The sequence below is a fragment of the Spirulina sp. 06S082 genome (genome assembly GCF_034932145.1).
Taxonomy (GTDB): Bacteria; Cyanobacteriota; Cyanobacteriia; order Cyanobacteriales; family Spirulinaceae; genus CCY15215.
This window is the reverse complement of the sequence record NZ_JAYGHV010000410.1, coordinates 1-14,947: the sequence shown is the minus strand read 5'-3', so window position 1 is coordinate 14,947 and position 14,947 is coordinate 1. Positions and strand designations below refer to the sequence as shown.

The following is a 14,947-nucleotide window of genomic DNA, read 5'->3' as shown; positions in this document are numbered from 1 at the left end:
TTCAGAAGAAAGTCTTTCCCAGATTTGTCAAGCCTCGCCAGAAGAGGCGAGAAGTTTAGTCTCACACTATCTCCAGCAGGAAATTAGCACGATTTTGCGAATCGATCCCAATCTTTTCCAAGATTCGGATTGTAGCTTAACCGATCTCGGACTTGACTCCCTCACCGCGATCGAACTGCGAAACCGATTGCAAAGCGATCTCGGTCTATCTTTATCCGCAACCTTGATTTACGATTATCCGACGGTAACGGGACTCACAGATTATTTGCTAGAATTACTGGCGGTCTCCCCCCATTTGGGAACATCACCCACCGAGACCAACCCTGCCGAATCCTCAACCCGAGATAACTTAGAACAAGCGATCGCCGACCTTTCTGAAGAAGAGGCCGAAGCGTTACTCCAAGCAGAACTCAAGCGCCTCGATCGCTAAGAATTAAAATGTCAGATGCCCCCCTCTCCCCCACCAAGCAAGCATTACTCGCCCTGCAACAGATGCAAGGCAAACTCGAGGCAATGGAACGGGCGCAACGAGAGCCGATCGCGATTGTGGGGATGAGTTGCCGCTTTCCCGGTGGAGTCGCAACCCCGGAAGACTTTTGGCGATTGCTAATGGGGAAAGAGGATGCTATCACAGAAGTACCGAGCGATCGCTGGTCTCTCGAAACGTACCACGATGGCGATCCCGATGCTCTGGGTAAAACGATCTCGCGTTATGGGGGATTTATACCACATCTGTATGATTTCGATGCCCCCTTTTTCCGCATTTCCCCCCGAGAAGCCATCAGCCTCGATCCCCAACAACGGCTCTTACTCGAACTCGGATGGGAAGCCTTAGAAGATGCAGGGATTGCCCCTCATTCTCTCTCCCAACAAGCGGTTGGAGTCTTTGTGGGGATCAGTGGGATTGATTATTGGCATCGCCTTCTCGCCCAACGTCCTGAAGCGATCGATGCTTACTTAACCACCGGAAATACTCACAGTATTGCAGCAGGACGGCTCTCGTTTCTGTTGGGGGTGACGGGTCCGAGTCTGGCTGTTGATGCAGCTTGTGCGTCCTCCTTGGTCGCGATCCATCTGGCCTGTCAAAGCCTACGCCAACAAGAATGTCATCTTGCTCTGGTGGGGGGAGTCAACCGCATTCTCAGCCCAGAAGTGAGTATTAACTTTTCCAAAGCAAAGATGCTCTCCACCGATGGGCGCTGTCGTAGCTTTGATGCGCGGGCAAGCGGGTTTGGACGGGGAGAGGGAGGCGGAATGCTCCTGTTAAAACGTCTCGCGGATGCGGTGACGGATGGCGATCGCATTGATAGCGTTATTTTGGGATCGGCGATCGCGCATAATGGTCGTTCCGGTGGCCTCACTGTACCGAGTCGATCTGCCCAACAAGCCGTTATTCGTCAAGCCCTTGCAGCCAGTGGCCTCGATCCAGTAGCGATCGCTTACATTGAAACCCACGGCACGGGAACAACCTTGGGAGACCCGATTGAAGTGGGCGCTTTGGGGGATGTATTTAGCCAGACGCGGGAACAGCCGTTAATTTTGGGAGCCGTTAAGACCAATATCGGACATCTCGAAGCGGCATCAGGAATAGCAGGATTCATCAAAACTGCTTTAGTCCTACAACAGGGTCACATCCCCGCGAATTTACATTTTAGCGTCCCCAACCCCCATATTGATTGGCAGGCGCTCCCCTTTCATGTTCCCACCACTGACCGACCTTGGCCGACCGGCGATCGCCCTTTTGCTGGGGTGAGTGCCTTTGGGTTCAATGGTAGTACGGCGCATCTGATTATGGGTAGCCCCACACCCAATTCGCAATTCGCAATTCACCAAAACCCAAAACCCAAAACCCAAAACCCAAAACCCTTCCTCTTACCCCTCTCCGCTCAGACTCCCCCCGCCCTCAAACAATTGGTTGCTCGTTATGCCCGCTATTTGACCGCCCATTCTCACCTCAATTTGGGGGATTTCTGTTTTACTGCCAGTATTGGGCGATCGCATTTTGCTCATCGTTTGGCGATCCTCTCCTCCTCCCTCTCGGAACTGCGACAAATTCTCGTGGATGTTTTAGCAGAACGCACCCATCCGGCTTGCTGGCAGAGTAATTCACCTCCTGTGGATGCTGAAGGCACTCCCTTAGAAAATTTAGCGCGTCGGTATGCCAATGGGGAGGCGATCAATTGGCAAGCCTTGTATTCTGTTCGAGGCGATCGCATTTATCACAAAGTTCGCCTCCCTACTTATCCCTTTCAGCGTCAATACTTCGGTATCGATTGCCCCTAGGAAAAAAGCTATTGTCATCAACCTCTTTTGATTACGCTAATCTAGTAAATGAGTTTATTGTACTTTTTTCCCTTATGGAGATAATTAACCTTTTGATTTCTGATGAAACACTACGCGATGGAGAACAGCAGGTCGGACTATTTTTTGAAGATAAGGAAACCCTAGCTCACTTAATTGCTCGAACGGGAGTGCATCAAATTGCACTTATGCCTGCGGTTCATGCTACAGAATCACAATTGGTTAATACTTTAGTATCAAGAGGACTCCAGCAACAGATTATTGCCTCAACCTTGATGACTCGCACGGCGATCGAACAATCAAAAGCCTGCGGTGTAGAGCAAATTATCTTATTTCATGCAGTTTCCGATCGCCTTCTCTTGTTGCGAGATCCAGCCATTGCCGCCGATCCAACGCTGCAAGGTAAAACGATCGACGATGATATCCCGACCTCACTCATCGAACGAATTCGCCAGAACGCCCTTGAAACTAGCCTCGAACATATTCGCTATGCGCGATCGCTGGGTTTACGGGTCTGTTTTGCGGCGGAAGATGCCAGTCGAGCCGATTTTTACTTTTTAGGCAATTGTATCGAAACATTATCCCCTTACTTAGATTTTTTCTTGCTTTGTGATACCGTTGGCGTATTGACTCCAGAAAAATCCTATATTTGGTTGCAAGATCTTCTTACTTATGCCCAATCTGCCCCCCTTGCCGTGCATTTTCATAACGATATGGGACTCGCCCTAGAAAATACCATTCAAGCAGTGCGAGCCGGAGCGATGGGAGTTTCGGGGACATTTTGCGGCATTGGAGAACGGGCAGGAAATTTGCCCTTAGAACAGCTTCTTTATGGCCTGCGATCGCGCTTTGGTTGGGAAGTGGCAGGGATTAACTACGATGAAGTTGAAAAGGTGGTTTGCTATCTGCGCGATCGTAGAATGCAGCCTCATCCACCCTATTCCCCCGCGACTCAACGGCACGAATCGGGAATCCATGTGAGTTCTTTATATCGCGATCGCCAGAGTTATCATATTTTCCCCCATAGCCCGATGGAAATTTGGTTTGGCAAAGGCAGTGGAGTCAGCAATTTTCAATATTTATTCGAGCATTATCTGAAGCAACCCCTCGATCGCGCCCAATACGAACACTTAAGAACCGTGATTAAAACGATTGCCATTCAAGAACAAAAATCCTTTTCGGTGACTGAAGTTCTTGAGTTAATCAAAGATCGGGGCTTGTTGAGGGAGTAGGGAGTGGAGTGCAAGCATCTTGCTTGCTAACACACCTCAACCCGAATAAGGAAGGCGATCGCTAATATTCCCACAAACCGCAGAAATAGCCACTGTGCGCGGTGAAGCCAAATAATTTTGGCCAGAGGGATCGCCACTACGGCCTTGAAAGTTGCGATTGGTTGCATAGATTCCCGTTTCATTCGCCCCCAAAACCCCACGTCCGGCATTGATACAGGCACCACAAGCGGATTTAAGGATCTGCGCCCCGGCCTGTTCTAAGGTATCCAAATAACCAAGGCGTTTGGCTTCCTGTCGCACGGTTTGGGACGCAGGAACTACATATAACTGTACTGTTGGGGCAATGCGATAGCCAGCGATCGCTTCAGCCGCTTGAGCAATATCATGTAGTTTGCCTCCCGTGCAAGACCCAATAAAGGCGAGATTAATGGGAACTTGTCCAACTTGACTGATGGGAACAACGCGATCGGGTTTGGGCGGACGGGCAATCTGGGGTTCGAGATGAGTGAGATTGAAACGATAGGTGCGTTCGTATTCAGCATTTTTATCCGGGGTAACAATATCCCCAGATTCTACTGGGTGTGGGTTTGTATCCCTCAGATATTGCTCTACAACCTCATCTACTGGCAACAAACCACAGAGAGCGCCACATTCGACTACCATATTGGCAAGGGTCATGCGTTCGTCCATAGGTAAGCGATCGATCGCGCTACCGCAAAACTCGATCGCTTTACCGGTAGCACCAGAACAACCCAGTTCTCCCAAGAGAAAGAGCATGATATCTTTAGCACTGATATGCGGCGAGAGCGTTCCGACCAGTTCGATCCGTATCGTCGCCGGAACGCGAATCCACATATCCCCCGTTGCTAAAATATTCGCCATATCTGTCGTTCCCACCCCTGTCGCAAAGCAGCCAAACGCCCCATAGGTGCAACTATGAGAGTCTGTCCCTGCAATGAGGATACCGGGACGAATAAAGCCCCGTTCTGGGAGTAAAATATGGCAAATCCCCGCCGCTTCTCCGGGTGCAACCATATCCAAAAGATGGCATCCTTGTTGATGGGCAAACTCAACCATTTGTTGGTGCATGATCGCGGCTCCACTATCTGGGCGAATCTCCTCGATCTGGATGAAGTGATCCGCCACAAGAACGACCTTTTGCGAATCCCATACCGATGCGTTTTCCCCAAAATGTTGATAAAAGAGTCGAGCCACTGGCCCTGCGATCGCATCGTGGGACATGGCCAAATCGACCTGTGCAAAGATGGTCTCTCCCGGTTTAACATAGGTATTCCCCGAAGCCCGTGCCAATAGCTTTTCGGTCACGGTCATGGGTCGAGGAGTCGTTTCACTTTTGGGAACCGCGATCGCGCCTCGGCGACGTTGCTGGTTGTAGGGAATCAATCCACCGGCTGCGACGATACCTTGTACAACGGGATCGGGGGCGGTTTCTGCCTTTGTTTCGAGGGATAATCCGATATTGATACTGTTACGATAGAAAATTTCTGCAAAGGATTTTGCTTGAATGCTTTGAATGCCCGCCGCTTTGATGGCGAGGGGGGCAAACTCGCGACTGGAACCACAACCAAAGTTAGAACCCGCTTCAATGCGATCGTATTGTCGCAGATTTCCCGCCCCCAGTATATGTTCAAAGGCATAATAGGCCAAATGCTCTAGATCGTCTTTTGTGCCGCGTTGAGCCGGAATAATATCATCGGTGTTGATGTCGTCACCGAGAAAGAGAATGTTTTGGGGGTTGGGTTGTTGTTGGTCACTCATTGATCATTAGCCCTTGATAATTGAATACCACCAGCGCCGGAAATGTACGATTGGATTGAGATAGCGGCTGATTAGGGCTGGCATATCTAAAGTTTTTGGCGATCGCCATTCATCCAAAATCCCTAACTCTCCTCTCACATACTGCTCTCGACAAGCATGACGCTGAATCTTGCCGCTTGAAGTCCTCGGAATGCCCTTGGGTTTGAGCAGCGCGATCGCGTAAACATCGAGAAAATATTGGTCAAACAACGCCCAACGAATAGACTCTGCTACGCTTTGAGCCGTTAAGCGATCGCGCTGCTGGCGTTCGACTTCTTGAACGATAACAAGGAGATCGCGCCCCTCTATCTTCACCGCAAAAGCCGCACTGCTGTTGGGGAGAAAGGCCGGGTGACAGGTGGCAACGACCCGTTCGATCTGTTCGGGATAGTGATTGAGTCCCCAGAATACCAGAACATCATTGAGCCGTCCGGTAATAAAGAGTTCCCCCTCTTTGATAAACCCCAAATCTCCCGTCCGCAAAAATGGACCCTCTCCCGTATCCGCCAGATAAGCGCCAAAAGTGCGATCGCTTTCTTTGGGTTGATTCCAGTAGCCCTTTCCTAACCCCGCACCGCATACCCAGATTTCTCCGACGCGATCGGGGGGACAAAGATGATAAGTTTGCGGATCGGCGATGGCGATCCGATCGTCGAACCAAGCTCGCCCACAACTCACTAAAGTGCTTTGAGAGGAATGATTTTCGGCAACGGACACCACCCGATTTTCCGATAAAGCCGCCTCTTCTACATTGGCGATCGCAGGGGGGGTCAACTTTTGTCCCCCAGCAATAAATAAGGTTGCCTCAGCCATGCCATAACAGGGATAAAACGCCTCTGACCGAAACCCACAAGGCGCAAACTTGCTGGCAAAACGTGCTAAGGTTTCAGCGCGAACGGGTTCGGCTCCGGAAAAGGCCACCTCCCAAGAACTCAGATCGAGTCGTGACAATTCCTCCTCACTGACGCGATCGCAAAGGAGATCGTAAGCAAAATTGGGTCCCCCACTCGTGGTGGCGCGATAGTGAGAAATCGCCTGTAACCATCGGACAGGTTTTTGAATGAAGGCGATCGGAGACATTAACACGCAAGACGCACCCAAATAGATGGCCTGTAAAACATTGCCAATTAAACCCATATCGTGAAAGAGGGGCAACCACCCCACTCCCACAGAATCTTCATTGTGACCAAAGGCACTGGCGAGGCGTTTTTGATTGTGGAATAGACTCTTATGAGTGATCCTCACCCCTTTGGGAATGCCTGTGGAGCCAGAAGTATATTGCAAAAAGGCTAAGGTCTCTGCCCTTACATCTGGTCGTTGCCAGTCGGAAGAAACAGTTTTCGTGGTTTCTGTTAGGGTCAACCACTGACACACTGGAGCATCAACTTTCTGAAACTGACGTTTGAGTTTGGCTTGTAGGGATTTGGGAGCAAGGATCGCCCTTGTCTGCGCCGACTCGAGCCGTCCGAGGATCTCGGCAATCCCGTGACGATTACGAGGAGGATGACAGGGAACAGCAACAATACCCGCATACAAACAGCCCAAAAAGGCAGCAATAAACGCTAATCCCGCATCATAGGGGTAAATCAGTAAGATTCGTTCCCCCACTTTCATCTGTGAGCTAAGACCAGCCGCGATCGCTCTTGCTTGCCGCTCCAGTTCCCCATAAGTGAGCCTCAATTCAGCCCTTTCTCCATCTTGCAAGCCAATAAAGGCAAGGCGATCGGGAGTCATTTCAGCGCGATCGCACAGCAGATCGATGATTGTTGGGTGTTGGGTGTTGGTTATTGGCTGTTGGGCTTTCATTGATAAAAATTCCAAAAACGTCGATCGCCGCTATCGTGGCCAAGTTATGCCAATATAGCCCATTACACTATCTCGTCCCGGATTGCTCGTAAATAAATTGGCATTGGAAATGTGATGCCAACGCAGGCCAAGCAGTAGCCTTTGGTCTCCATTCATGCGAATCGTCGCACCCAAACCCGCTTGGGGCGTAAAATTGAAACTCGATCCCCCACTGGGAACATTCTCTGTCGTTCCTAAAATTCCCGCTCCCCCATCCAAATAAAGCGACCAATCCGGGTCACGATAGAAATGCCATCTCAAAATTACTGCCAGATTCATACCCAAGGCATCCTTTCCCTTCTGAATAACCGCTAGATTATTCAGTTCTAGATTGACGCTGTGACCCTCTGCAAAGAAATAAGAAAGTCCCGCACCAACTAAGCCAAATTCACCATCATCGTCGCTGTCGAGGTTCGTTGCTCCTGCTCCCTGAATGTACCATCGATTCTGACCGACTGTACCGAAAGGCAGGTCCTGGTTTTCTAAGAGTTCTTCTGCTTCAATCGCCAGAGTTTTTGTCTCGAGTTTTGGGATTTCGATCGCCTGACTTTCCGGGAACTCATCCTCCTCGATCGCAGGCATTTCCTCAAACTGAGCGAGCAAATTTTCGGGATTCTCTGCAACGGGTTGGGAAACCATCACCCCTCGCGCAAAACTCGGGTTTGAAACCCAAAATAGGGCTGAAATTGTTGCCAACTTAAACAGTAAAGATGACTGGGCTTGTATCTGCATTTTCGCTGGATAAATTCCTCTTATCATAGTTGAAAATTAGGTTTTTTTTGCGATCGTGCTTTTAAATCAGGAAACTTTTGTGTTTTGAATTTCTCGGACAAACAGGGCAACCAGTTCGTCCGTTGTAACAAGGATTTGCGAAGACTCCTCCCCATGATAGAGATCTGCTGTCCGATATCCTTGGGACAGCAAGCGATCTTGAATCGTGGACAAGGACTGTACTGCCTCAGTTTCTCCCCATTCTGCCAGCATAAGCATTACCCCTGCCAATGTACCGAGGGGATTGGCAATCCCTTTCCCGGCAATATCGGGGGCGGTTCCGTGAATCGCTTCGTACATTCCAAACCCGCTTCTGTTGAGACTGGCAGACCCCAATAAGCCGATAGATCCCGCGATCGCGCCTCCTAAATCGCTTAAAATGTCGCCAAACAAATTCCCTGCCAGAATGACATCAAACTCCCGAGGGCGCATTACAAGCTGCATGGCCAGATTATCCACTAACATTGGTTCGATGCGAACCTCGGGAAAATTCTGCGCCTCCCCTTGAACCAGACGAGTCCAAGGAATGTGAGGGAGAGCATTTTCTTTGTGAGCGATAGTGAGATGCTGGCGGCGATCTCGGGCGTAACTGAGGGCAACCCGAGCGATGCGACGAATCTCCCTATCAGTGTAGTGCATGGTGTGGAAGCCGTGATCGCAATCTCGTCCTGACGTGCCAAAGTAAATTCCGCTTGCTAATTCTCGCACGAACAGCAAGTCAACCCCCTGCAAGCGATCGGGTTTAATGGGGGAAGATGTCAAGAGATGGGGAGAGGGACGCACGGGGCGCAAGTTAATAAATAGCTCGAAATAGCGTCGCAGTTCCAGTAATCCCCCTTGGGTCACGGCTCCGAAAAGAATAGCATCTGACTCTTCGCACATGAGTAGAGTTTCAAGGGGCAAAGCAATCCCAAAACGGGCTTTAGCAGGTTCTCCGATCCAACCGTGCTTCACCTGAAGTTGAAACCCCTCAACCTCTGCCAATGCCTGTAAAATCCTCAAACAGGCTTCGACGACTTCGGGACCGATGCCTTCTCCGGGTAGGGCGACAAGGGTATATTTTCGGGGAGTCTGTTGTTCTTTCTTCATGTCAATGTCTCGAGTACCAAGAGTTCATCGGCTAAAATCTGCACGGTTTTGCGAATCTGCGCCTCAGAATGCAGGCAACTGAGGAAAAAACGCAGGCGTGCGGCATTATAAGGTACGGAAGGATAGACCATCGGCTGCACATCAATACCCTGTTGAAAGAGTGCATGGGAGAGTTGTACTGCTTTTTGAGGTTCTCCGACAATGATGGGGATAATAGGAGAATCACCACTTGCCCCTGTATTGAGACCGCACTCTCGTGCCAAGGAAAGGAACAGCCGCGATCGCGCTTGAACTTGTGCGACTCGCTCGGGTTCGGTGGTAACAATTTGTAAGGCAGCTAGGGCAGCAGCAGCATTACTAGGAGTCATACCGACACTGAAGACAAAACCGGGAGCCGTATATTTGAGATATTCCACCAGAGGGGCGCTCCCGGCAATATACCCCCCGCAACTGGCAAGGGATTTGCTCAAGGTTCCCATCCATAAATCAACAGCATCCGGGGCAATGTGGAAATGTTCCCCAATGCCTCGGCCTCCTGTTCCTAAAACCCCCAAGGAATGTGCCTCATCAACTAATAAAAAAGCGTGATGTTTAGATTTCACTTGAATGATTTGGGGGAGGGGAGCGAGATCCCCATCCGTGCTATAGACCCCTTCGATGGCGACCAGCACTTTTTCATAATGGGGACGGTGTTCTTGCAGGAGGCGATCGAGGGCTTGCCAGTCGTTGTGAGGAAATTCCATCGCCGTTGCCCCAGAAAGGCGACATCCCTCGCGAATGCTATTGTGGCTGAGGGCATCGTAGAGAATCAAATCCTTTTCTTGGAATAAGTGACCGATGGTGGTGACATTGGTTGCATGACCGCCAATATAAACGATACTGTCTTCCGTCCCTAGAAACTGAGCGATCGCACGTTCCAATTCTCGGTGGAGGGGTCGCTCTCCCGAGAGAACTCGACTGGCAGAAACTGAGGTTCCGTAGCAAGCACTTGCCTTTTGACTGGCTTCGGTGACGCGAGGATCGCCCGAAAGTCCGAGATAGTTATAGCTGGAGTAGTTCAGTAGCGATCGCCCTTGCATGGCAACGGTTTCTCGGGCAATGCCATCCCGGACTGTAAAGAAGGGATTGCCCAATTTTTCAACACGATCAAGGTCTTGGCGCAATCGCAGGTAATCAGGCATGAGGGCAAAGGTGTAATGCTCTGGGGGTGGGGTGTAGGCTTCAGGAACAAGAGCAGGCGTTTCGGGGTTTTTGGGCGCAGGAGGGGGAGTTTCTGGAGTTTCGGGGGTTTCAGGAGGGGAGGGAGATAGGGGAACATTGGCAATATCGAGAATTTCAGCCAAATGCCCGGCAAGGGCGGCAAGGGTTGGATAATCAAAAGTGAGAGTTTGGGGAATGGGGCGACCCAGTTGGGTTTGCAGGCGGTTGCCAAATTCGACTGCCATGAGAGAATCCATCCCCAAATCTCCAAAAGTGGTCTGAGGATCGATGGCTTCGGGGGAATTAAAACCCATCACTTTAGCTAACTGACCTTGTAGATAATGGGTCAGGAGCGCTTGGTGATCGCCTTCGGGTTGCGTGGCCAGTTGCTCGATAATTTCCCATCGAGGAGCCATTGGGGGAGTTGGAGGGTGAGGCTTCAATGTTTCCCATAAAGGTGAGAGAGAATCGGCAGGGCGATCGCTCAAGAAGGTTGCCCAATCAATGGGAAAAATGCCGATTTGGGGACGGGGTTGTGCAAGCATTTCCGTTAGGAATTCCAGCCCCTGCTCGGGGGTAATGGGGGTTAGCCCTCGATCGCGCCAACGATTCTGAACCGCCACCTGAGCCGCCATTCCCACTTCCCCCCAAGGTCCCCAATTGATGCTTAAGGCAGGCAGTCCCAAGGCATGACGGTGATGGGCGATCGCGTCAAGAAAGGCATTGGCCGCCGCATAATTTCCTTGGCCGGGGGAACCGAAAAGGGACGCAATAGAGGAAAAACAAACAAAGAAATCTAAATCCAGATTTTGAGTGAGGTTGTGTAAATTCCATGCCCCTAACAGTTTTGGGCGCATGACGGCTGAAAAACGCGGCCATGTTTGATTGGCTAAGAGTGCATCTTCTAAAACTCCTGCTAGGTGAAATATTCCTTTCAATGGTGTTTTTATACTGTTTATCTTGGTTAGCGCTTTTTGTAAGTCTTGTTTTTCAGCCACATCCACAGTCAGGAAAGAAATGGTTACTCCCTCCTGTTCCAGTTGCTGGATGACCTCTAGCGCTTCTGGAGCAGGCGATCGCCGTCCCATTAAGGTTAAATGTTTAGCACCTTGGCTCGCCAGCCACTGCGCCACTTGTAGCCCTAACGCTCCCGATCCGCCAGTAATCACATAGGCTGCATGGGGGAGAATGATTGAGGAAGAAGGAAAAGTGAGGACGACCTTGCCGACATGATGGGCGCGAGCCATATAGTGAAAGGATTTCGGCGCATCCGTAATGGGGAAAACAGTTTTGGTGAGGGGGATAAAACTGCGATCGCACCAGTGTTCTCGCAACACCCCCAACATTTCAGAAATTCGTTGCGGTTCAGTTTGGGCGACTTCGAGTAAATCGAAGGGAAAATAAGTGACATCCGGGCGAGATTGCTGCATTTTCTCTCGACTCCAAATGCCAATTTTGCCAATTTCTACAAACCGTCCTTGAGGGGCAAGGCTCTCGATGTTTTTGGCGATCGCTTCCCCATTGAGGCTATTAAAAACGACATCCACCCCTTGTCCTTGGGTCACAGCCAAAATTTCTTCAGCAAAATCGAGGCTGCGGGAGTTCATTACTTTTGTGATTCCCTGCGATCGCAAAAATGCCCATTTTTTCGGGCTGGCGGTGGCAAAAATCTCTGCCCCGATCTGGCGGGCGATTTGAATGGCGGCTTGACCCACTCCTCCGGCTGCAGCATGGATGAGAATGCGATCGCCGGGTTGTAAGTTAGCAAGATGCACTAAACCATAATAGGCTGTGAGGAAGGTGGTGGGGAGGGTTGCGGCTTCAGCAAAAGTGAGAAATGAGGGTTTGGCAACAACAAAATTTGCGGAGACAGTGACAAACTGATTCAAACTGCCGATCGCCGGGGCAACGATTACCGCGTCTCCCACTTGTAACCCTTCGACCCCGGTTCCCACTCTGGCGATCGTCCCCGCGCATTCCCCGCCGAAGGGAACTTCCTCAGCCGAGGTAAAACCCATCTCTTCCAAAACGGGTTGCAGCATTCCCAAGGCATTCAGTACATCTCGAAAATTAACCCCGGCAGCCTTGACTTGAATTTCTACTTCTCCGGCTGCAGGCGATCGCCGGACTGTGGGGATCAAGGTGAGATTGTCAAGAACGCCATAATCGGACATTCCCAAGCGGAAGGATTCTCCTTTTGGGAGGGTTAAAGCGGGGGGTACATAGGGTTGCAATCTGGCAACGAAACGCTGTTGCGTTCGCTTGCGTTCCCGTAGGGAGTATCGATAGGCAATTTGGTCTTCTCCATCGGGAGAACGCAGATCCGCCAGTAACTCGTCCCAATTTTCGGCAGGGGGGGATGGGTCGAGATCGATACAGGTACAGGGCAGATCCGGGCGCTCCAAACGCAGGGTACGGGCGAACCCCCACAGGGTGGCCTGTTGTGGCTGGAGGGGGCAGGGGATGCCGAGGGCTTGGGTGCCGCGAGTCACGACCCACAACTGGGCCGAGAGGGCGGGCATCGTGGCGATCGCTTGCACCAAATGCAGCAGTCCACCGCAAATCTCCTGTTGTGCGGTTAGGTCTTTGCGGGGTTCTTCCGCCAGATCCAAGCCCCACAAGTAAGCGATCCGGCAGGTTAAAGTACCCGAGGAGGAGATGAGGAGGGGGGCGAGATCGTTGAGGAGATGCTGAAAATCTTGGGGATCGGTGGGATTTAGAATATAGCTGTCATTGATGCGATATTCCTTGCCTCGGGTGACGAGAATGCAGCGATCGCCGTGTTGTTTTTGCAAAGTTTGAATGAGATGGGAGGCGACTCCCTGACGATCGCCGAAAATCAACCAGATCGGTGCATCTGGGGGCGATGAGGACTGCGATCGCGGTTGGGGTTGCCAGACGAGTTCATAGCACCAGTCTTGGGGAGAAGTCGTCGCGAATTTTTGTTCGAGAGAGACGTTGCTGACATATTGGAGGGTCATCCCGGCAATTGTCGCTGCGATCGCGCCTGTTTCATCCCAGATCCAGAGATCGGCTTTCAGGGTTTGGGGATGGGTTTCCGAGTTAGCGTGCAGTGTAACCCCGCACCAATAGGTTCGGTGTTGGGTGCTGGGTTGTTGTTGACAATGTAATGAGTCCAAACCAATAGGAAGATAAGTCCCGTCGGGGGTGAGATCGGTAACGGTGGCTCCAATGGTTTGTAAACAAGCATCCAAGAGAATAGGATGCAGAAAATAGCCTGTTGTAGCGATTTCCGGCTGCAAACGGATGCGACTGAGTGCTTGTCCGTTGTGGTGCCAAAGTGCCTCAATGCTGCGAAATGTTTCCCCATAGGTTAGCCCTTGTTCCTTGAGGGTTTGATAATAGCGATCGCGATCGATAGGATAGGGGGTGAGGGTCGTTTGTAGGTCACTGAGAGACTGGGGGGCTAACTGGGCAGCAATCTTAACAATTTTGGCGATGGCATGGCGGTGAAAGGATTCTTCCTCATCAGACCCACTAAAAATTTCGAGGCGCGAGTCTGGAGTAATGAGGGTTTGCAGCGTTATTCCCTTGTCTGTTAAAAATAAAGGCTGCTCGATCGCCATCTCTGCGATCGCCATCTCCGTTTCTCCTCTCGCCGCTAACATTATTTCCAGATAGGCGGCTGCGGGGAAAACCACCCGATCCAATACGCAATGATCCCCAAGATAAGGGAGAGAGTGAACCCCGATCTGATTTTGATAACGTTGTTCTTGAGTGCCTGCAAGGGCAAGGCGATCGCCTAACAAGGGATGCCCAGAAGGACTCACAGGGACGCTATTGGGAAGGGGGGTATCCCACCAATAACGCTGGCGTTGAAAGGGAGAGAGGGGCAAGGAAACAGAAGCTGGATTCGTTTCGGGTTCAACAGCCTGCCAATGAATCTGCGCCCCTTCCGCGTACAGTCGTGCCAAACTGGTGAAAATTGTGGCGCGATCGCTCTGGCTAGGCCGGAGACTGGGCAACCATTGGCGATCGCTTGCGTTCCCGTAGGGAGTATCGTGCAAACATCCTTGTGCCATTGCTAATAGGATGGGTTTTGCACCGATTTCCACAAAGTAACGGGGGTTGGAGGAAAGGGCTTGCAAGGCGGTCATAAAGCGCACGGGCTGTCGTAAGTGACGCACCCAATAGTCGGGAGTCGTCATCTCTTCCCCGACCCAATTTCCCGTTAGGGTGGAGACGATCGCCAAGTTAGGGGAAGTATAATGCACCGATTCTGCTACAGTGCGAAACTCAGACAGGATCGGATCCATGAGAGGGGAGTGGAACCCATGGGAAACATTGAGGGGTTTGGACTGAATACCTGCTTGTTCCAGTTGTACCGTCAGGGTTGCGATCGCGACTTTCGGGCCAGAAATTACTGTACTTTCGGGGCCGTTGATGGCAGCAATGACAAGATGAGAATCCAAGAATTTTTGTACTTGTTCTTTTCCGGCTCGTACTGCTACCATACCCCCGAGATCCCTCGGTAAAGATTGCATCAGCCGCCCTCTCGCCGCAATTAAATGCAGTGCATCCTCTAAACTGAAAATTCCCGCCCAACAAGCGGCTACATATTCCCCAATACTGTGACCGAGTAAAACCGTCGGTTGAATGCCCCAAGCCTGCCACAGTTGGGCAAGGGCGTATTCTAGGGCAAAGAGGGCGGGTTGCGTATTTGCCGTTTC

8 protein-coding genes are annotated in these 14,947 nt (G+C 51.1%); 3 read left to right on the top strand and 5 right to left on the bottom strand.

Annotation, left to right across the window (positions count from 1 at the left end; all coding sequences use genetic code 11):
• From VB714_RS24890 to VB714_RS24880, 3 genes are all read left to right on the top strand, one after another.
• Positions 1–430 (top strand): acyl carrier protein (locus tag VB714_RS24890; RefSeq protein ID WP_323227676.1); only part of this gene is annotated, 430 nt, incomplete at its 5' end.
• An 8-nt stretch (positions 431–438) separates the two neighbouring features.
• A complete protein-coding gene (locus VB714_RS24885; RefSeq protein WP_323227675.1) occupies positions 439–2,283 on the top strand; it encodes a type I polyketide synthase in 1,845 nt (614 codons plus the stop codon).
• Positions 2,284–2,357: 74 nt separating this feature from the next.
• Positions 2,358–3,533 carry a 2-isopropylmalate synthase gene (locus VB714_RS24880; protein ID WP_323227673.1) on the top strand — a complete coding sequence of 392 codons (1,176 nt, stop codon included), beginning with the start codon at positions 2,358–2,360 and terminating at the stop codon, positions 3,531–3,533.
• Positions 3,534–3,569: 36 nt separating this feature from the next.
• Here the strand turns inward: VB714_RS24880 and VB714_RS24875 are convergent, their stop codons facing one another.
• The 5 genes from VB714_RS24875 to VB714_RS24850 form a co-directional block, all read right to left on the bottom strand.
• Positions 3,570–5,312, bottom strand: coding sequence for an aconitase/3-isopropylmalate dehydratase large subunit family protein (locus VB714_RS24875; RefSeq protein WP_416309790.1), 1,743 nt, complete (start codon positions 5,310–5,312; stop codon positions 3,570–3,572).
• Positions 5,313–5,318: 6 nt separating this feature from the next.
• On the bottom strand, positions 5,319–7,157 hold the full coding sequence (locus VB714_RS24865; RefSeq protein WP_323227671.1) for a fatty acyl-AMP ligase: 1,839 nt from the start codon (positions 7,155–7,157) through the stop codon (positions 5,319–5,321).
• Positions 7,158–7,187: 30 nt separating this feature from the next.
• Positions 7,188–7,928, bottom strand: coding sequence for an acyloxyacyl hydrolase (locus VB714_RS24860; RefSeq protein ID WP_323227668.1), 741 nt, complete (start codon positions 7,926–7,928; stop codon positions 7,188–7,190).
• A gap of 66 nt (positions 7,929–7,994) precedes the next feature.
• Complete coding sequence (locus VB714_RS24855; protein WP_323227667.1) at positions 7,995–9,056, bottom strand: isocitrate/isopropylmalate dehydrogenase family protein; 1,062 nt, start codon at positions 9,054–9,056, stop codon at positions 7,995–7,997.
• Positions 9,053–14,947 (bottom strand): aminotransferase class I/II-fold pyridoxal phosphate-dependent enzyme (locus VB714_RS24850; protein WP_323227666.1); only part of this gene is annotated, 5,895 nt, incomplete at its 5' end. The genes VB714_RS24855 and VB714_RS24850, both read right to left, overlap by 4 nt.